16 protein-coding genes and 1 tRNA gene are annotated in these 20225 nt (G+C 33.5%); 6 read left to right on the plus strand and 11 right to left on the minus strand.

All coding sequences use genetic code 11. The annotated features are described in order from the left end of the window. Positions 1-74 precede the first annotated feature (74 nt). The gene (locus tag M2372_RS25565) at positions 75-446 is read right to left on the minus strand and encodes an alpha-ketoglutarate-dependent dioxygenase AlkB (protein ID WP_123318818.1); all 372 of its coding nucleotides are present in this window, start codon (positions 444-446) and stop codon (positions 75-77) included. A 300-nt stretch (positions 447-746) separates the two neighbouring features. Here M2372_RS25565 and M2372_RS00505 point away from each other — a divergent pair, with 300 nt between their 5' ends. From M2372_RS00505 to M2372_RS00520, 4 genes are all read left to right on the plus strand, one after another. Beyond that, positions 747-1793 carry a hypothetical protein gene (locus tag M2372_RS00505; protein WP_148060735.1) on the plus strand — a complete coding sequence of 349 codons (1047 nt, stop codon included), beginning with the start codon at positions 747-749 and terminating at the stop codon, positions 1791-1793. A gap of 182 nt (positions 1794-1975) precedes the next feature. Further along, complete coding sequence (locus tag M2372_RS00510; RefSeq protein WP_123318816.1) at positions 1976-2377, plus strand: hypothetical protein; 402 nt, start codon at positions 1976-1978, stop codon at positions 2375-2377. 32 nt (positions 2378-2409) lie between these two features. Beyond that, positions 2410-2967 carry a hypothetical protein gene (locus M2372_RS00515; RefSeq protein ID WP_123318815.1) on the plus strand — a complete coding sequence of 186 codons (558 nt, stop codon included), beginning with the start codon at positions 2410-2412 and terminating at the stop codon, positions 2965-2967. 656 nt (positions 2968-3623) lie between these two features. Next, positions 3624-5147, plus strand: coding sequence for a hypothetical protein (locus M2372_RS00520; RefSeq protein WP_123318814.1), 1524 nt, complete (start codon positions 3624-3626; stop codon positions 5145-5147). Positions 5148-5345: 198 nt separating this feature from the next. On the opposite strand, the gene M2372_RS00525 is transcribed toward M2372_RS00520, so the two are convergent. The 10 genes from M2372_RS00525 to M2372_RS00570 all read right to left on the minus strand — a co-directional run bounded on the left by M2372_RS00525 (position 5346) and on the right by M2372_RS00570 (position 15894). Continuing rightward, a complete protein-coding gene (locus M2372_RS00525; RefSeq protein ID WP_185018740.1) occupies positions 5346-5519 on the minus strand; it encodes a bacteriocin-like protein in 174 nt (57 codons plus the stop codon). 117 nt (positions 5520-5636) lie between these two features. Further along, positions 5637-6287: an NAD(P)H-dependent oxidoreductase gene (locus M2372_RS00530; RefSeq protein WP_123318813.1), complete on the minus strand. Its 651-nt coding sequence runs from the start codon at positions 6285-6287 to the stop codon at positions 5637-5639. Between the two features lie 77 nt (positions 6288-6364). Continuing rightward, positions 6365-7189, minus strand: coding sequence for a helix-turn-helix domain-containing protein (locus tag M2372_RS00535; protein WP_123318812.1), 825 nt, complete (start codon positions 7187-7189; stop codon positions 6365-6367). Between the two features lie 67 nt (positions 7190-7256). Next, entirely contained in the window at positions 7257-7550 is a 294-nt protein-coding gene (locus tag M2372_RS00540; RefSeq protein ID WP_185018738.1) for an SH3 domain-containing protein, read from the minus strand. 896 nt (positions 7551-8446) lie between these two features. Next, positions 8447-8863 carry a hypothetical protein gene (locus M2372_RS00545; RefSeq protein WP_123318809.1) on the minus strand — a complete coding sequence of 139 codons (417 nt, stop codon included), beginning with the start codon at positions 8861-8863 and terminating at the stop codon, positions 8447-8449. 226 nt (positions 8864-9089) lie between these two features. Continuing rightward, complete coding sequence (locus M2372_RS00550) at positions 9090-9782, minus strand: hypothetical protein (protein WP_123318808.1); 693 nt, start codon at positions 9780-9782, stop codon at positions 9090-9092. Further along, positions 9779-10720 carry a hypothetical protein gene (locus M2372_RS00555; protein WP_123318807.1) on the minus strand — a complete coding sequence of 314 codons (942 nt, stop codon included), beginning with the start codon at positions 10718-10720 and terminating at the stop codon, positions 9779-9781. Before M2372_RS00555 ends, M2372_RS00550 begins: the two co-directional genes overlap by 4 nt. A 212-nt stretch (positions 10721-10932) precedes the next feature. Continuing rightward, positions 10933-11004, minus strand: a tRNA-Arg gene (locus M2372_RS00560). A 75-nt stretch (positions 11005-11079) separates the two neighbouring features. Further along, complete coding sequence (locus M2372_RS00565; protein WP_123318806.1) at positions 11080-12858, minus strand: TonB-dependent receptor; 1779 nt, start codon at positions 12856-12858, stop codon at positions 11080-11082. Between the two features lie 72 nt (positions 12859-12930). Beyond that, on the minus strand, positions 12931-15894 hold the full coding sequence (locus M2372_RS00570) for a tetratricopeptide repeat protein (protein WP_123318805.1): 2964 nt from the start codon (positions 15892-15894) through the stop codon (positions 12931-12933). A gap of 258 nt (positions 15895-16152) precedes the next feature. On the opposite strand from M2372_RS00570, the gene M2372_RS00575 reads away from it, so the two are divergent. Beyond that, positions 16153-18393 (plus strand): CocE/NonD family hydrolase, encoded by a 2241-nt coding sequence (locus tag M2372_RS00575; RefSeq protein WP_123319100.1) that lies wholly within the window; start codon positions 16153-16155, stop codon positions 18391-18393. A 104-nt stretch (positions 18394-18497) separates the two neighbouring features. Then, positions 18498-20180, plus strand: coding sequence for an APC family permease (locus tag M2372_RS00580; protein WP_115972205.1), 1683 nt, complete (start codon positions 18498-18500; stop codon positions 20178-20180). The last annotated feature ends 45 nt before the right edge of the window (positions 20181-20225 follow it).

A 20225-nucleotide genomic window follows, 5' to 3' on the forward strand; every position in this document is an offset into this window, starting at 1 on the left:
TATTATTTTATATTCTCTTTTCAGACTGTAAATGGATAAATAGCCCTCAGCTCTTCCTCAAACAGGGGACCTTTTTATTCTTTAGTTTTCCGGAAAGTTATAGATATCCGTCTTTTTCGGGGGATTATTGTATCTGACCACTTATCATTTTTTACAGCTTTTATACATGTTTCCAATGATATCTTGCCTCTCCGCTTAACAGTAAAAGACTTTGGGGTCATAATTAGGATTTCCTGCTGTTCCCTATCTTTTGAAAACTGCATAATACATGACGATAAAAGGCTTACAGAGATAATAACATCCTCAAAACAAGGTACACAGTCTATATGGTTGGATATTCCCTGTCCGGGTTTATATTCATTAATAATAACCTGATCAAAAGAATTTTCAAGGTTAAAATTCTTTTTAATCTTTTCTTCCAAGGAAATGCCCATCAGGTAATACATCTATTTTAAGATCCTGATTATTTTTTTTTCTTAGAATCATCCATATATCCATAATACTGAACACCCCGCTTTAAATCTGCATCCCATTTCCCATTCTACATTATCAGCTTCAGAAACAATCAGCTTCTCTTCTTCGGCACTTAAAAAAATAAAATATTTTCTATTTTCTGTATCAATAAAGAATACAAACCTTTTACTACTACATAATTATTGCTATGAATAAAGAAATTTTCAAAGAGGCTTTTTTGTGAAATAATTTATTACATTTGCCCGATTTTAAAAAATATTAAACTAATTACAATGAAAACCCGTAAATTATTAATGCCATTGCTAATAACCTTCAGCCTTAGCATGAATGCACAAATGAAGGTTAATGAAAATAAGTATAATAAATTAATCAGAGGAGAAAAACACACTGAAGCATTAACCTATTTAAAAGAAAAAGGAATTGCCAATCCTGACAGTTATTGGTTTAATCGAGATGCTGAACAGTTACCTACTTTTTGCTTTGATCCTAATTTTGATGACTATAAGTATGACATTATTATTTCATATGCCAACAATAGTTTCAAAGAAATGAGTAATAAAAATAGAAGTTATTATGAAGTTGCTAACTGTTATCTTGTTAAAGCAAATCATTATTTATGGAAAGGAGATTATGATAAGGCAGCCCAGGCTTATAAGGAATCCTTGGAAATATTAGAAAAATATAAGAAAGAAAGTGATATTAACCCGGAGGATATAAAAGCTATAAAAAGTACAATTGACGGGGTTTATTTTAACCAGATAGAGGCTCATAAACTGGTAAAAGTATTGAGAAATTTAGATGTGAATGCGCTAAATTTTTCTGAAGAACAGGCTTATGTAGCCAGACAGCAAATAAAAGATTTATTGTCTGATTATGATAAGCCTCATAAGGTTCATTTTATCACCTATGAAAACAATTCTTCTATGAATAAAGGTTTTGCAACGTTTAACTTTAGAATAGAGAATTATTTTAAAAATAATTTTTTCTATAATATGTCTAAAAAAATAAAGGATAAATATCTCCCTACCATAAACTTATCCTATCTTTTCGGTGATGACTATAAAACTAAAGAACAGCTAGACCTGCAAACCACAGAAAGAAAAGCATCTTTAATTAAAAAGTATGGCAAAAGCTTCGGAGAATCAATTTTTAACGGAACAATCGCTGTAGGAATGACTAAAAAGATATTGGAAGAAGAATTTAACAAACCAAGAGCTGTAGATTCTTATGAGTATTCTGAATTCTGGACATGGTCCAATGTAATGGTTACCATTGATAAGAAAACACAGAAAGTAACTGGGGTAACACAGTTAAAATAATCTGATAAACCAACCAGATATAAAGGCTTTTCTTTTTATAAGAAAAGCCTTTTTTAAATTGATAATTTACCTGATATTGCAGAAAATATCCCATGAAAATGTAAAGGTGCCATTCAGAAAAAATCAACGGTAATTATCCGAGTTAAAAAGCATCCATACATCATAAACTAAACCAAGGAAACATGAATACAATTAAGATAAGTGTAGATATCAAACAGACAGAATCAATCCTGTTATTTACGATAACCGTACATAATTTTTCTGAAAAAATTATCTACTCCAATATCTCTGATGATTCGGGAGGCTTCACAAGAAGAACTGTTAATTTGTATGATGAGCATCAAAATAAAGTACATAGAGGAGTCAATTATATATCACCCACTACATACACTGAGAATGTAATTGCCATTGAAACCGGGGCAACTGCTCAATTTGTGATACCAGCTAAGCTTGAAGAAATGTATGATGAATTATTTCTCAATTTTAGAGGAGCCAATTTCAATGTTACCCAAAATAAAACCTATTATTTTCAAATGGAATACTTTGGCTCAACATCCGATATGATTCCTTTCAAAATTAATTAGAAAACATAGTCTGTCACCAATACCATCATGAAATGAATACAATATATGAGTCTAAAAATCTGGTATTAGAAGTAGAATTGTGCCACAATAACTCTTTTAATAACCTATTTGGTACATTAAAATGGATTATTGACGGAAGGGATATCGCCAATAAAGATGAAAATAATCTAAGCTATTTTTATGTTGACTGTGAAAGTCTTAAAGCAATATTAGAGGCAAATACAACCATTAAAAATGATTTATTTTACATATCAGACGCACTCATCTTACAGCATTGGAAAGAATGGGAAGATTTTATGGACCTTATTACAGAAGATCCCGAAATAGAAGGTACCGAAAATGTCATTTTTTTTGATCGGAATTATTTTAAAACAGGTAATATACTGACGAGCTTTTTCTTTGATGAGATCATGATTTTTTATACTCTTGAAAATAATATCATAAAGTTTAAGTATTGGTATAAACAGAATGGTACTGAAATTTATGAAATCCAGATACAAAAAGATACACTGATCGCCTGTACTTCTTCTTTCCTAGCGTTTTTTAACGATATTAATCGGGCTTTATTCAATTCTGCTTCTAAAACCTGATAGAGTTGGTTAAATCAATAAATTTGCCTTAATGTAAGGAGTAAGACTTTTTACCCAAGAGCCGGACACCATTAAAAGGTCCTATGAAAAATACACCATTGCCCCTAATCCTGTGCTAAAAGAAAAAAATGAATAGAGAAAAGTTTATTTCTAAAATTCAATCACACAAATCGTGTTATTACATTTACAATGAAAACGAACAAAACGAAAATACTGGCTTAATAAAGGTTTGGTTATATAACGATCAGATTATTTTAACCTGGGAAGAATGTCCTACGGGATTCGTAGATGATGAATCTACTTATACAAAGGATGAATTACATAATTTTAACAGTTTTGAGGAACTTGAAGTTTTTTTTAATGATAATAATCTCTTTTATTCTAATTTCAAATCCTAATAAACATTAAAATAGAAATAGAATATATACAAATATGTTTTGATAATTAATCTTAATAATCCTTGATAAATATAAAGAGAAAATAAAAAACATGATTAGTCTTGAAAATCTGATATGATCCCTTTCAAGATTAACTAAAGAAAGTATTTTTTACTAATACCTTCATTCAGTACATAAACAATATATATTGATTCCCGGACAATGATCAGGACAGGAACCTGTATTAAATCCTCCAACAATAACCAAAATCAATTTAAAATGGGGAAAGAATTTATACTCTCAACATCTGAAAAAAAGACCAATATAGAAAACTATCCCAGTTTAAAAAACTGCCTGACAGACATTAAAGGTTTCAAAAACAGACTGCTTCCTGTCATAAAGCTGGATGGTAGCGTAGTTGCCGAAAAGTGGAAAGATATTCCCTTCACATTCATACTTCATAATGACGATGTGAGCCGCATAGATTTTCAGTTGGTAGACGGCAAATATCAACTGATTACTCCACTTACCAAAAAGATGTTGGATCAATATCAAAGAGTGAAAAGACTCGAAAAACGCGAATATCTACAAACATGGGCGGAAGATTATATTGAATATCCTAGCTATGAACGGGTGGATAAGTACACCAACGACGGGCACCTCATTCAATCAGGTTCGGATAGGTATCACCCTAATGATCGTGCTGTCTATGATTATGAAATGATCAACGGAACATCTATGCCTGTTACGAAAACTGTACAATATTATCTTGGCAATAGAAAATGGCAGAGCTTGGAGTTTTTCAGGTATCATTATGATGCCAATGGCTTTCTGAAAGAAATTACCCTGCATATTCCGACATGTGAAGTAAAGATAAACGAAAAGATACTGTATAAAAAAAATAGTAAAGGATTCACAGTATCCAAGAAGATGGCTAAACATCTTATCCCCATAAAAAAAATCAATTCTTACAGCAAACAAAAATCTTTCTCCGCTGTATTTAACAAAAATAAAGCTGATTGGAATGTTAAAGTAGACTATTGGTCTATACATGGCATACAAGATGAAAATGTCACGGCTGATGTGGGAGAAGTAATCAAAAAGTTTGCTTTTGAACATTTTTACAATTCATATAGCGGCATCAATTATAACTTTACAAAAGAAAGACGTGATGGAATACATGTTAAGATCAGCGAAAAAGAAGGATTACCCGATATGTTTGAGTTCACTCTTAATTGTCTTGAAAAGAATGACATCTGCTCTAAAAATTATATTGAAAAAAGCGATGATAAAGTTATTTTAGATTGGGGCAACGGAAAATTTACTTTTGAGCATTTTGGGTATATAATAAAGATAACGAAAGAACAGTATTTTCGTTCTAAACGGTTTTCCATCTCGGGGCAATATACATTGCAACAAGCCGTCATGATGCTGGTGACTCAAAGCTACCTGTGGTGGCATGATTTTGAACAGAAAAGAATTCTCGATGGTTTAATGCATCCGTATGGCAGTGATCCTATATTGCTAAATTTCAAAAATAGTAAAACCAAAAATGGTATTCACCGCATTATAGAGGCAATATCAATAGATCGTGAAGGAGATGAAGAGGATGGAGAGCCCTTCGACAAATTGTGGATAGGGGAACAGGCAGCCTGGGAAAAGGATGATGAAACTCCACTTGATCCTGACGGGCAAAAAATGAAATTTGTAGCACAGTTTTACCGTTACCACTTGTTCGGAACACTATATCTGTTTTATTCGGAGAAACACCAGATAATATCTCAGATATTTCAGGATACTTAATCAATCCTGTCCCGCCCTAAAATAAGTTGATCTATATATTTTTATCATACAAAAAGACTACACTTTAGTATAGAAGCACCAGATAAAATCCAAAAAAAATCCGAAGAAACAAAAATGTTCTCCGGATTAAATATTGTTTAATATGTGTCAACCTATTTTAGGACAACTCATATAATCAGAATATTCTGAAAAAGTTAGTTAGAAATTTCTTATGACAGGAACACATCCGCAAGCACAGTCCCAAATGTCCTGCTCTGGAATACATTCATAAATAGAAGCACACATATAGATATATCCCACTCTGCAATAAGTTGGACCTGCTCCTTTGATAGACTTCATACTGTCTCTTGTGATTTTCTTAAGATTTTTCATAATTGTTTATTAGTTTGTTAGTTTTTAGAACATATCGTTCTCATTTCCAAATATAACTAAATAAAACTAATTTCAAAATATTAATATATTTTATTACCAATAAAGTTGGTTTGTTCATTATTGAGTACCTATTGTTTTTTGTGATTGTGGCATTTCTTTTTCTATTTCCTCTTGCATTTTATCATTAGGTTTGCTAATGGCAAAAGCATCAACTATTGCCGTTTTCCATACTTCTATAATCTCTGCAGTTGCACGGTCAGCACGGTCAAAGAAGAAATGCTGCTTAATGTCGAAGCCGCAATACGTATAGACACCTGTATCCAAGGTAAGCTTTAAGGCATTATTCATTCCTATTTCCTGATATTCTGCTTTTGCTTTTCCATGCGAATTGATAATATAAGCTGCTTTGCCAGCCAACAGTCCTTTTTGTACACCATTGTCATAACGATAGGCAAATCCATAGCTAAATACCCGGTCAATATACCCTTTCATAATGCCCGGCATACCCGTCCACCATATCGGATAAATAAACGTTACTACTTCCGCCCAGGCAATATATTCCTGCTCAGTTCTGATAGCTTCACTAACAATGCCTTTGCGTTGTCCGGCAATATCTTCAAGGGATAACACCGGATCAAAATTAATCTGGTACAAATCCCTGATGACAACTTCATGCTTTTGTTGCAGTAATGTTTCTTCAACCGTTTGTTTAAATAGATGATTTAAACTTGCCTTATTAGGATGAGCATAAATAATAAGATGTTTCATTTTGTTTGTTTTTAAGTAATTGAACAAAACAAAAGTAGGATGATCACAAACGGGAAAATTGTAAGAAAACGAAAAGTCTATTCAGCTGAAGCCTGGCAAATATCTTGCTGGAACCTTACAAAATGTTTAGGAGAAAGATTGATGAAATGCTTAAAATCGTGGATAAGCTGGCTTTGGTCATAATATCCGCATTGATCTACAACTTCAAACCAATCCACATTCTTCGATGACAAAAGAACTTGTTCTATTTGTCTGATTGCTTTTACAAAACGTTTGTATCGGCTGACTTCTTTGGCACTATATCCAAAATGCTTTTTGTGCATCAATTGTACATTCCTTTCAGTTTGTCCAGTTTCTTCTGCAATAGATTTGATTGGATTTAGGGTATCGTCTTTAAAATTGGCCAACAAATTGGAGGTAGGGTCCTGCAATTTTAAATAGGGTCTGCAAAAATCGAGAATACAATCTACCTTATCTGAAATGTTTGGGATGTCATTTAATTGATGCCATAAATAGGTAAAACAATTTTCTTCCATTGCTTCATCAGGATGTATTGGCAGGTGGTCAGAAAGAAATGCTTGGCCAAAAAAACGATAAAAAGCATCATCTTTGAAATTAGCCACTAAAATTTGCGCTCCGGGGGTAAGCGTATATTCAAAAGCAGACTTTATAGGACCAAGGACGATACACTTATCTACTCCAATTTCGCTTTGTGCACTGGAAACCAACCGTACTTTAGTCCCGAAATTAAACACCATAATAGTCTGAAAAGATGGCAGCAAAGTTTTGGTTATTGAATTTGTTGAATTGTTCCTGGCAAAATAGAAATGAGAAAACACCGTCTCAAATTCTTTTGGAACAGGCAGTCTATAATGATGATAGGTTTGGTCGTCTGATTTCATTATTTATACACCATCAATTTAGGAAAAAATAGACCAAATTAGATCTCACATCACCATTTTTCAAATTTTACTTTGATTTTACCCTGCTGTTATGAATATACCCTTCTTTTCCATCTTTAGTCTTTACTAAAAACCAATCTCCGGTATTATCCAAAACCTCAATATGCTCTCCATATTTTACTTTTTGTAGAATCTCTGAGGACGTGTTTTTATCTTTTCTTAGGTTTGTGTAACCATCTGGGTCAATTATAGTGGCTGAAGACGGGGTAGCTGTTTCTTCAGAATTAATTATATATCCTTTTAATGCATTTTGAATATTTTGATTAAAATATTTTTTTTCAAATACATTAAGTTTTATCAATAGTTCTTCCCCAAAAAGAGGACTAATATCTATGAAATTTATTGTTTTATTTTGCCATGCAGTATATAAGCTTGGCGAAAAAATACACTCTTCAGTACTAAATTTAGATATTCTTCTTTTAAAAGACTCACTAAATTCTTTTTCTTTATCTGGGAAGAGAAATAATTGCCCATTCTTTAAATCAATTTCACCTCAATTGTCCTTAAAAAAATATTTTTTCACCAAAAATTCGTCTAATTGTGGAAAAATTGAATTTAATAAGGTTGTTTCATGATATTTAGCTCCTTGTTGTATAAAAAATAATGGATTCTCTATAAAAAATTTTGTAAGTTTCTCATCATATAATTCAACGCCATTATAGACTACATCATTATCTTTGGAAAGTTCGGATAAGATGTAAAATGCATTTACATCTGACAATTGAACCATTCTGATAGTCAATAATTGAGAGACTAATGTTGATTTAAATTCATCATCTTCAGTTTTTGTCTTTTTTAAAAATTTTATAAATTTAGTCCTAAAACTTTTGTCTAATAAATCTTTAATTTCTATATCTTCAATATACTGATTATTGTATTGATATTTTCTGAGGTCTATATCATTTTTTTGAAAAATTGTATTATCAATAGTAATACCATCTATTAATTTTTCATTAGTATTTTGAGATTATTTCAGCAGATTGAATGCCTTCTTTATAGCTCTTTTTTTGGCAGCTAAATATTGAAAAGACACAAATTAATAAACTGATTAAAGATTTCATACTTGATAACTATTTGTAATACTATCCTTTAGTAATTTCATGGGCAATATTTGGATTGGAAGTATCATAAACTAAAATTTTACCATTTTATTTGTTTGCATTTTTTGAATTTATTAAAGTTTTTTAATAAACTTTATCACTTATATGCTTCCTTTTTCAAAATATATGTTTCCTTTTTTCCATCTGTAAAACGTTCATCAATGTATGGACATTTCCAAAAATATTTACTACCATCAAAAGTAATTATTCCAAAATCTTTGGTTTCTTCCAAAAACACTTGATTTTCAGTATTATCAAGTGCTGTCGAAAAATTCAAATGTATAGCAGCTTCTTTCTTTTCCTTTATTTCTAATTTATAAAATTCATAAAGTTGGAATCCTGCCGCCTTATAAGTAACCGAATCTTTTGAGATTTCTAATGTAATTTCATGGATATCTCTCCAGTCTTCACTATCTTCATTTAGGCTTAATGAATATTTACCATACCAATTTTTAGAAATGGAATTAACTTGTAAATTCAAATTATCCTCTTTTGAAGTTGTGTTATGTACCATAGAGTTTAACTCATCAATACTTATCACAATTTCTTCTCCTTCTTCGATTTTTTTTTCTCCTATATATTCCCATCTTTTTTTAACATCATCAAATAGATAATATTTTTTGATAAATGGAAAAATGTAATTATTTTTTTTAACATACTGAGGATCAATACATTCAGATAACCTGTAATAATCATTTGTCTAGTCCTGATAATCTGTATCAGATTTTCAGGACTAGTCATTATGCTAATTTTCTTGCTATTACGCTTTCAATATACGGTTGTATATTTTGAATTGTTTGTTTTGTAATTGGGTAAACTGAGCAAAAGCCTGAACATAAATATTCAATTGGGGATATTCGTTTTTTATATGTGTTATATAAATTCCAGTCTAACTCTGGATAGTTTTTCTCCGTTTCTTGCATTGCCCAAATATCATAATGCCCGATAATACCTTGACTATCCCAATCATTTAGCTCAAAATATGAATTATCAATATCTGTCACTACATTACTTAAAACATTTATACAAAATCCTACACATGTTGCAATTTCAGGCAATCCTGATAAACTCATATATCTTCCATCATTTCCATACGTTGAGTTATCAAAAATAAATCCATAGGTTAAAGTACTCTTCTCACAAATCATTTGGCAATGCCATAAAAATGATCCAACATCTGAGTCATCTTCAGTATCAAAATTATCAAGTACTTTATAAATCAAATTTGGAGTTAATTTTCCTGTATAATTTTCAATAACCGGTGGCATATTACCAGGAAAATGAACCATATAGTCACTTTTTCGATACCTAATAAAAATTACAGCGTGCTTTGCTTTTCCATCATTATCTAACTGTACACCAATTGACACAAAAGCATTTGGAAGATCTTTTTCATTGTATTTTACTAATTGGTTTTCAAAATCTAAACTCATATCTTCCCTGTGTTACTTCGTGATCTAAATGTTTTTACTAAATCTTCATAATGTGGCAGAAGACCAACCTCTCTATTTATAATAGGCTTTAATGTCATTAAAATAGTTCTAATAACTCCTTTTTTAGTAAAATGATTATTGTACAAACGTAATATCTTAATAATTTCTTCGTTCAAAGTTTCATCATCATTGATAATATCCACAATGTGTTTATATATTAAACCATATTTTTCTAATGAATCATCCATTGTAATCCTTTCATGTAGATTTTTATAATAATGATAATTTTCTTCCCTCAAATAACTATCAATATACCTATATTCAATATCTGTTTCTGTTTTTGCAATTTTACGTACAGATAAAAAAACTTTACTATATAATCGATCGTTCAGATTTTTAGCTTCTGGCCGTTCACATTCTACTTTAAATTGCTTACCTAATGTTTTGTTCTCAATATGAACGTTCGCATTTACCCTTCCACCAACTTCAAACAATTCGCCTTCTATAAATTCAATTGAAAATTTTCTATCAAACTTTTGTTTTGATTTACGAAACTTTTTCTCTTTAAATATTTGAGTAATATCACGGTATGACTCTTCTTCTTTTTTTATATAGACACCATATTCAAGCCCATTCATGATGATTTTTTCCTGTATCCTTTTAAAAGCATCGACTTTTTTAGGTTCACTTACTTGAAGGGATAGGATATTATCTATATCTCTGGACACTTGCTCATCAGGATAGATGAGACTTGTTTCTATGCATCCGTTATCCAGCATAAGCTTGATTTCGGATGTATTTTCGTATGTTTTTGCAAAATCAACCATCGAGTCAATGAATACTTTCAAAGCATCTGCAGCCTCAATGGTAATATTGCTAAGATCTAAATCATTGCCTTGGGAATCCCTAATGATTTTTATTTTAAGTTCATTGCTCATTATATGGTAATTTTGAAAGGGTTAGAAAAACACTCTCATCAGAAGGAGTCCTACTCCGGATAAATTTCGTTTTCATTATTATTAGTTTATGGACAAATATACACTTATTTACAAAATGAAAATTACGGAAATCCGTAATTAGATAAAAACTCACTACTGTGTACAAAACAGTGTATATACCAATAAAAAAGCCCCTTAAAAAGGAGCTTTTGTGACCGCAGAAGGATTCGAACCCTCACTGTTGGAGCCGAAATCCAAAGTTCTATCCATTAAACTATGCAGCCGTATTCATTAGTAATAAATGATAAGTAATGAGTAATACTTAAATTACTTATCATTTATTGCTGATTACTTATGATTTAGAACGTAATCTTCACACCACCCAGAATCTGTGGACCTAAGACTTTATAAGCCTTGTAGGTTTGGTATTTTGAGCTTAGAAGATTATTTCCGAGTGCGAAAATACTGAAATTTTTGTGAATTTTATACTCTGCAGAAAGATTTAAATCGGCATAACCACCAACTTTATCGTTCGTATTTTCTAATAAACGGTAAATCACCCCATTAGGAGCTGAAGCATCTGCAATTCCTTCAATGGAAAAAGAGTTCGTTGTTCTGTCGCTTGCGAAAATCCCTTTGAAACCTAGCAATAATTTCTTGTCAAGCATAGTATATTTAGCGCCAATACTTGCGTTCACTAATGGAACGTTGTAGATATTATCGTAATTCTTCAAGTTATATTTTGTAAACCTTACTTCCCCGTCAATCATTAAGTTTTCTAATGGGAAATACTGTACACTTCCTTTAATATCACTTACATTTCCATCATCATAGATCGCTGAGAATGTATTGGCATAGTCGTAAGCAGCACGGTTCAGTGTGTAGTTATTATCAAAAAGGCTGTTTGCTCTGAAGAACATGATGTCTTTCATCTTTCCGAAACCGGCAGAGATGTCATATTTCAGTGTTTCGTCAATATCACCTCTCAATCCTACATAAAAATGATATTTTGTTTCTGTAGGCTTTAAATACTGGTCAGAAAGCACATAAGGATTCTCCTGAAGAAGATCTCCGTAAGTGTTAAGTTTAAGACCTCCATCTACCCCACCATAGAATTTAAATTCTTTGGCAGCAGCCACCTGGAACTCAGCTTGTGGAAACCAGTACGTTTTATTGTTCTTCACCTGATCCATTAGTCTGTTTGAGTTCTTAGCATTCAGGAAAGAAAATCCTGATCCTAGCATCAAATAAGACTCTCCTTTTCTGAAAGTCACTTTTGGAGTTAAGCTGGTATTAAAGAAATTGGAAGAGTTCTTGTCTATCATTTCAAAATCTGTTTTCACAGCTTCTAACCCTACCCCTAAATCTGCATTCAGATTGATCCCTGATTTTCCTAACTCAACAGCATGCTTAGAGAAGTTAGCCAAAATAGAAACCTGGTTTTCCTGAGCATCAAAATGATCTTTCAGGAAGGATGATTTCACTCTTACATCATTCAGAATTTCATTGGAATAAAAATCATAGTATCCATTTACTTTGAACTGATTGACTTTTTGCTTTAAATCAACATCTGCTGATGGTGCTAAAGCATAAACCCCATAATAGTTATAGTTATTCAATCCATATTCAGCATTGATATTGAATTTCCCTTTATCTCCATAAGAGTTAAGGAAAGCACCTATCGTTGCGGATGTTTGTTTTGATTTCCAGTCGTAATCATTTTTAAGACCACTTGTAGACAGCAAATGTACATCTGCTCCTACTTCGAACTTATTTTGAAGGGTTTTGGATACATTTCCATCCAACAGAATCTTCCCATAATTTCCCATTCCAAACTGGACATAGTTATTCTGAGCGGTCCCGTCAAATTTCGGAGCCACATCCTCTCCCTGAATGGTAGAAGTTTTGAAATCAGAAACTGCAGGAACATCTGTAATGGTATATCTTACAGGAGTCTGGGATTTCTCTTCCGGCGGATAGTTTTTAATCGTTTCCACGGAAGTCTTCTTTTTCTCGATCTTCTTCACTTCCGGTTCTCTCTTTTTGTTAAGAACCAGTTTTTCCTCTTTGATCTGGGAAAACGCAAACTGCGAAACCCCTAAAAATATGATGGATAATAATTGAATTTTTCTGTTCATTACTACTTCTTGTATTTATGTATCCATGTAAAATGTACTAATGACTGTTTACATGAACAGGATACTGCATTTTTACTTTTTAATCTGATTTTTAACTTCTTTCGCTTCTGCTACGATATCCGGGAAGCTCTTATAATTGGCAATAATCTGGTCACAAGTATAACTTGCCTGGTAATTATCTTTTAAGCCAATATAGTTTTTAGCCATCATTACCAATGCTTTTGCACCCCAATATTCTTCTGATGCATAATTATTCGCAAGCTTAAAGATCGTTTCATTAGAAGATTTGAAAGCTTTTCCTTTATTCTGATAATAAGCTTTTGCATACAGAGCTTCAGCAGCTACCGAAGTATTAGATGATTTTTCAAGAGATGTATAAGCTGTTTGGGCATCTTTATCTTTTCCTGAATTCATCAGACTTCTTGCTTTGATTACTTTTGCGGTTTCTATTACTGCTGCTGAGTTTTTGGAGTTTGCAATGACTGCATTGGCCAGTTTTTCTGCTTCAGAAAAATTCTTTTCACCTGCATACAGCTTCATCAGCTCAACATTCGCATAATTTTTAATGCTGATATTGGAAGAATTTTTAATTCCTTCAAGATATTTTTTAGCTTCAGCAGTATTCCCCTGTGTAATAAAGATCTGTGCTAAACGGGTTTGAGCATCATCCTGATAATCATTCTGAACTCCGGCTACCTCTTGTAAAACAAGTAAAGCTTTCGTTGAGTTATTGGTTTGATAATAACTTTCTCCCAATTCATATTTAGCCTGATAAAGACCTTCTCCCGTTGGATTCTGCGTTAGATATTTCTCATAATAAGAAATTGCATTTTTGTAGTCTTTCTTCGCGAACAACTGTTTTCCGGTAGACAGGTTGATCTCATCAATTTCAGAAGCATCAACATTTACTCCAATAGTTCTTGCAAAATTTTCATAGCCTGCAACATCACCGTTTTTCGTGAAAACTGGTTTTGCAGCCTGAACGATCTTTTGAGCATACGCTGTATTTTTATACTGCTCTCCCAACGATTTCAGTTCAGAAAGAGCTTTATCATTCTGGTTCTGATCAATATAATTTTGTACTCTGTAAATAGAAGCATTAGCGATCAGGTCTTTGTCTGAAGATGTTTTAATAACTTTTCCAAAATAATCATTGGAATTCGCAAAGTCATCCTGAGCCGCATAAGCCGTTCCTATTTCATACTGTGCATCATCATAATATTCAGAATCCGGATATTTAGATAATAAGTTTTTCAGATTTGTAATCTTCGCCTGAGTATCTCCTTTAAATCCTAAAGCCATCGCTTTCTGATATACCGTATAATCTGTAGCATCTGCATTTTTATCGTAGATCGCAATCGCTTCGTTCAGGTCATTATTCGCATAGTGAATATCTGCCAGACGAAGTTCTGCATCATTTTTAAATTCAGGTTTAGGATTGGCTAGGTACTGCTTGAAATAAGTAGCAGCCTGATCGAATTTTTTGGATTTAAAATAAGCATATCCTAAATCATAAGGCAGCTGCTGCTTTTCCGGGAAGCTTTCATTAAGAAGCTTTTCATAACGGGCAATCGCAGACGGATAATTTCCTTTCTGGTAATATACCTGAGCTAACCAATATAAAGCTCTGCTGTTAAATTCTTTATTGATATTAAATCCTAGACTTCTCAGGAAATACTTCTCCGCTTCATCATAATTCCCTTTATTGAATTCTTCTGTTCCCAATAAATAAGAAACTTCCTGATCCACTTTATTGATGTCCGGTGTTGAACTTTGTAAGCGGTCAATAGCATTCAATGTTTCCTTATAGTTTCCGGAATACAGATATGATTTCACCAATAGAGACCTCATTTCTGAAGCATTGGAAGCATTCTGGTTATCATTGATGTAGCTTTGAAGAACAGTAGAAGGATTTTCAAACGGGTTTCCGATATCGTATCCTAATTTCGCATACTGTTCGTGTGCCAGCTTTTTCACTTTTGCATCGTAATCCATCTGATAAGAAGAACGGAATGCAGAAAGAGCTTCCTGCTTTTTATCAACCGCTAAATAAGCATTTCCCAATTGATAGTAAGCATTCTGTGCCAACGCTGAATTGCTGTTAACAAGCTGGTTATAATAAGAAACCGCTTCATCATACTTTTTCAGCTGAGCAGCAACAAATCCCATTTCGTAAAGATCATTTTCAGAAGGGTTCTGCTGTACATTCAGATAATCTTTCAAATGCGGATAGGCTGAACTGTAATCCCCTTTCATGAAGTAACTTTCCCCAATGATCTTGTGTACTTCTGCTTTATAAGATTCTGAAATATTTTCGTTCAATAAAGCATTTCCTTCAGATATAGCCTTATCATAGTTTTTATCATTGTAATACATCTGTACATAATACGGACGTACCAGTTTCGAGAACTTATCCTGATCCTTTATGGAATCAAAATACTGGAAAGCCTTATCATTTTGTCTGTTGCTGTAATACAGGTGACCAAGCATATAAGCAATTTCTCCTTTCTGAGACTGATCTGCTGTTGTATAAGCTTCTTCCAGAGCATCAGTGGCCCCTTTAGAATCACCCATCATAAACTTGGCATAGCCCAATTTCAAAATATACTGGGTATTCTCCTCTTTTGATAACTGATATTGGTTTACCTTTTTCAAAGTTTCCAATGCTTTGTCAAAATCTTTTTTAGCCAGATAATAGTCAGCTAAAGGAAGATTAGCCTGTGCAAAATAAGCAGAATTAGGATATTCTTTCATGAAAGCAGTCAATCCTTCTTCAGCATGATTTTTCTGAAGAATCACACCGATCACATTATCAAAAAACTGAGCCGCCTCCTTCTTTGAACGGGACAAATTCTGATTGTAGAAATATTGTCTTGCGTATTCGTATTGGGAGGCGTTGTATATTTTAGTCTGATAAAGATTTTCAGCTAGATTGAATCTATAATTTTCTTTCTGGGTAAAATATTGGGACTGTTGAGCATCGGAGATTCCGAAGTAAATGACCGCAGCCGCTAAAAGTATTTTTTTTGATTTCATTCTTCTCGATATAAGAAAATTAGTCTAAATAAGTTAACGAAAATATTAAAAACTTATTGTTTAAGCAAGTTTTAACAGATTTAATGCCATAAAGCAAAGAATTCACAACAGTAAAAAACATTTCACTATCGCATGATAAAAATTCTTAATTTCGTCTGATAAAATGTAAACAATTTCAGTAAACAGTTATCAAAAATACATTTTCGACCTGATACTTTTTCAACAGCAGCTAAAAACATACCATAAATGCACTACAATATGAAATTTAAGATACTTTTAGCATTAATTTTTGTCAACCTGATACAGGCTCAAAAATTTTATTTTCCGCAAACCGCTGTAACCGACTCTGTTGTTTTCGAAAAACATATACCCGGTCTTGCTCTGCAAGTAATTTCACAACTTCAGACAACGAAGAACAAACCTAAGAACAATGTAGACCTTTTAGACGACCTTTCCCGTCTGCAGGTTGTTGCTAAAGACTACAAAGGCTCCATTATTACTTTAGCGGAGCACCGAAAGGAATTTGCGGAAAACAATATGGCGGGTTACAAATCTCTGGCTTACGAAGTCTACAGTATGGCCAAGCTGAATGAATTGAAAAACAAAATGCCTTTTCCAAAAGCATTCCAGGCTGCTTTCAATAAAAAATACGAAAGTATGGACGAAAAAATAATCCCAAGAGTCAGTATTGTTCTCAAAGGAGATGTAAAGAACTTCAGAAAACTACTGAAAACAATAATGGATAAACAAAAAGGGAAAGACAGTATTGGATATGGCTCTGCCCTTGCCTTATGCAAAACTTATCTGAACTATAAAGTATTTTCAAGTATTCAGCCGTACGTTTCACAGGCGATCGCTGCAAAAGATAAGGAGAACTTCATCATTGAAACCCAGGATCTAAAAACAAAGGCCGGAAGTACCCTGACCATTACTATTGTCAGAAAAAAGGAAAATAAATCACCACTTCCTGTTATCCTCGCCAACAACATCTATGCAGGTCCATTTGACGACTATTTTGGAAAGAGAGCGGCTATCTATAATTATGTAGGCGCCGTAGTCAATACCCGGGGTAAGAGAAACAGCAATGACATCAACAACCCTTTTGAGCATGAATCACAGGATATCTATGAGGTAATAGACTGGATAAGCAAGCAACCATGGAGCAATGGTAAAATAGGTATGATCGGTGGAAGTTATCTGGGTTTCAGTCAATGGGCTGCCGTAAAGAAACTGCATCCGGCACTGAAAACGATTGTCCCTCAGGTTGCTGTAGGAATCGGGATAGATTATCCGGCACAGAATAATGTATTCATGAGCTATATGCTGCAATGGATACAATATGTTACAAACAATAAATATACTGATGAAGCAGACTTCAATAATGCTGCAAAATGGGATTCCATCAATACTGCATGGTATAAAAGCGGAAGATCATTCAGATCTCTGGACACTATCAGTGGAAAGCCCAACAAGATATTCCAAAGATGGCTGGATCATCCGGGATATGACCAATACTGGCAAAAAATGGTTCCTTATAAAGAGGATTTTGCCAGGATCAATATTCCTGTATTAACGACTACAGGATATTATGACGATGATCAGATTGGTGCTCTTTATTATTTCAAACAACATTACCAGTACAATAAAGATGCTGATCACTATCTGGTAATAGGTCCTTATGATCATAGAGCAGCACAAAGTTTCGGGACGACCTATGTGAATGGTAACCCTATTGATCCCGTTGCCAGAATAAGCATTGATGAGCTTGCCTTCTCATGGTTTGACTATATTCTTAAAGATGGAAAAAAACCAGAGCTCTTAAAAGACAGGGTTAATTTCCAGGTGATGAATACCAATACATGGAAACATGTTCCTACTCTTGACAGAATGCATACCTCTACTCTTAAATTCTATCTGAAAGACCATAAGAACAGCGCATCTGTTTTTACAAAACCCGAAAGTCCTGACTTTACCAAACAAACTGTTGATTTCAAAAGCAGAGATGATAAAGATCTTTATTACAAGATAAGTAAAACAGACAGTGCAAAGGTTAATAATCTCATTCATTTTGAGAGTGAACCTCTTGATAAGGATATTATCATCAGCGGAAACCTGTCAGGATTGCTTAATATATCCATCAATAAAAAGGATATGGATACTGATATCTATCTGTATCAGGTACAGCCAAACGGAAAACTTTCTTTACTGTCTACCCATAAGACAAGAGCCAGTTATTCAAAAAACAATGAGGTCCGTCAGCTTCTTGAACCGAACAAGATGGAGCAAATCCCTATCAGACAATCGATGTTTACCAGTAAAAAGGTTGAAAAAGGAAGTAAACTGCTTTTATTTGTAGGCATTGGCAAAAGTCCGAACTGGCAGATCAACTATGGAACGGGTAAAGATGTAAGTGAAGAAACCATACAGGATTCCGGGGAACCGCTGGAAATAAAATGGTATAATGACAGCTATGTGGAAATACCTGTTTATAAAGACTAAAGGCTTTTCGTTAAGTATTTTTACTTAAATGTTCTTAACGACTGTTAACATCAAAATAAAAAATCATTACATTTGTTTTTTTCAAATCAAATATAGTTTATTGAATGAGTCAACTTTTTAGAAGGAAAGTCTATTCGGATACAGATACTTCAACAGGACTTTTAAGGGTATTAGGTGTATGGGACATCGTATTTTTTGGTATTGCGGCAATTATAGGAGCTGGAAGTTTCAGCAGTTTGGGAGAAGCCGTTTTCAGAGGGGGGCCCGGTGTTATACTTCTATATTTGATATGTGGCTTTGCCTGTGGTTTTACCGCTTTATGCTATGCTGAGTTTGCCAGCAGGATTCCTACAGCAGGATCTGCCTATACGTATGCTTATGCCAGTTTTGGGGAATTGATTGCCTGGATTATTGGCTGGGCACTGATTATGGAATATTCTTTTGGAAATATTTACGTAGCTTTTTCATGGTCTGATTATTTCACCAGCTTTTTAGGGCGTATCGGAATGCATATTCCTGATTATCTGACCTGCAGTTATACAGAAGCTAAAAAGGCTTTTTTGAATGGCTCTGAGAATAAAGAACTTTTAAATGCATGGAAATCCGCACCGCTTATTGGGAATCTGAAATTCATCGTTGACGTTCCTGCATTGGTCATCAATGGCTTAATTACATGGCTCTGTTATGTTGGAGTAAAGGAAAGTAAAAACTTCAACAACTCCCTTGTTATCTTAAAACTGGGAGTAATTATATTAGTTATTTTAGTAGGTTTCGCTTATATCAATACAGACAACTGGACACCAATAAGTCCTACAACAGGTACTCCATCCTTTATGCCTAATGGGTTTACAGGAGTTATGAGTGCTGTTTCAGGAGTTTTCTTTGCTTATATTGGTTTTGATGCCTTAAGTGTTCTTTCTGAAGAAACAAAAGATCCTCAAAAGACCTTACCAAAAGGAATGATCATCTCTCTTGTATTATGTACAGTGATCTATATTGCTCTTACTTTGGTATTAACAGGGATGGTAGATTACAAAAAGTTTGACGGTGTGGGAGACCCGCTTTCATTCATTTTTGAAAAAACCAATGCCAATGTAGCCTGGATGGAACTTGTGGTTTCTTTTGTAGCGATTGTTGCCATCACCACGGTATTATTGGTTTTCCAGATGGGACAGCCAAGAATCTGGTATGCGATGAGCCGTGACGGATTGATGCCTCAGAAGTTCCTTAAGATTCACCCAAAATACAAAACGCCATCTTTTGCAACTATTGTTACAGGGATTGTGGTAGGAATTCCTATCTTATTTACAGATAAAACTTTCATCCTTGATTTTACAAGTATTGGAACTATATTCGCATTTGTTTTGGTTTGTGCCGGAGTTTTAACTCTTCCTGCTAAAGAAAAAATAAAAGGCAGATTCCACCTTCCTTATGTCAACGGTAAAATTATTTTCCCGGTTATTTTCATTGGTGGACTGATTGCTTTCTACTATTGGCAACCTGAGTTTTTCCAAACATTGATGAATTGGAGTGATCCTAAAGACGGTGAGTTCAGAGCCTCTATTTTCTTCTTTATTATTATTAACCTAATCTTATGTGTGGTTACTTTTATCAAGAACCTTTCTCTTATTCCATTAATAGGATTAAGCTCTTGTTTATACCTTCTTACCGGAATGAGCCATGAAAACTGGTTCTGGTTTGGGATGTGGTTCCTGATTGGAATGTTTATTTACTTCTTCTACGGTTATAAAAACAGTAAACTTGGAAAGGAGCTAAAGAATAGCTAAGACAATACATACAACGTTAAAAAAGGCAAAATAGCACAATGAGCT

Origin of the sequence: Chryseobacterium sp. BIGb0232, assembly GCF_024810195.1 — a bacterium.
In the GTDB taxonomy this organism is placed as follows: Bacteria; Bacteroidota; Bacteroidia; order Flavobacteriales; family Weeksellaceae; genus Chryseobacterium; species Chryseobacterium pennae.

Excerpts from the sequence above, each read along its gene's own strand:
- M2372_RS00505 (WP_148060735.1), top strand. The coding sequence starts at position 747 with ATGAAAACCCGTAAATTATTAATGCCATTGCTAATAACCTTCAGCCTT.
- M2372_RS00525 (WP_185018740.1), bottom strand. The coding sequence starts at position 5,519 with ATGAAAAATCTTAAGAAAATCACAAGAGACAGTATGAAGTCTATCAAA.
- M2372_RS00555 (WP_123318807.1), bottom strand. The coding sequence starts at position 10,720 with ATGAGCAATGAACTTAAAATAAAAATCATTAGGGATTCCCAAGGCAAT.
- M2372_RS25565 (WP_123318818.1), bottom strand. The coding sequence starts at position 446 with ATGTATTACCTGATGGGCATTTCCTTGGAAGAAAAGATTAAAAAGAAT.
- M2372_RS00535 (WP_123318812.1), bottom strand. The coding sequence starts at position 7,189 with ATGAAATCAGACGACCAAACCTATCATCATTATAGACTGCCTGTTCCA.
- M2372_RS00520 (WP_123318814.1), top strand. The coding sequence starts at position 3,624 with ATGGGGAAAGAATTTATACTCTCAACATCTGAAAAAAAGACCAATATA.
- M2372_RS00515 (WP_123318815.1), top strand. The coding sequence starts at position 2,410 with ATGAATACAATATATGAGTCTAAAAATCTGGTATTAGAAGTAGAATTG.
- M2372_RS00530 (WP_123318813.1), bottom strand. The coding sequence starts at position 6,287 with ATGAAACATCTTATTATTTATGCTCATCCTAATAAGGCAAGTTTAAAT.
- M2372_RS00510 (WP_123318816.1), top strand. The coding sequence starts at position 1,976 with ATGAATACAATTAAGATAAGTGTAGATATCAAACAGACAGAATCAATC.
- M2372_RS00545 (WP_123318809.1), bottom strand. The coding sequence starts at position 8,863 with ATGGTACATAACACAACTTCAAAAGAGGATAATTTGAATTTACAAGTT.
- M2372_RS00565 (WP_123318806.1), bottom strand. The coding sequence starts at position 12,858 with ATGAACAGAAAAATTCAATTATTATCCATCATATTTTTAGGGGTTTCG.
- M2372_RS00570 (WP_123318805.1), bottom strand. The coding sequence starts at position 15,894 with ATGAAATCAAAAAAAATACTTTTAGCGGCTGCGGTCATTTACTTCGGA.
- M2372_RS00575 (WP_123319100.1), top strand. The coding sequence starts at position 16,153 with ATGAAATTTAAGATACTTTTAGCATTAATTTTTGTCAACCTGATACAG.
- M2372_RS00550 (WP_123318808.1), bottom strand. The coding sequence starts at position 9,782 with ATGAGTTTAGATTTTGAAAACCAATTAGTAAAATACAATGAAAAAGAT.
- M2372_RS00580 (WP_115972205.1), top strand. The coding sequence starts at position 18,498 with ATGAGTCAACTTTTTAGAAGGAAAGTCTATTCGGATACAGATACTTCA.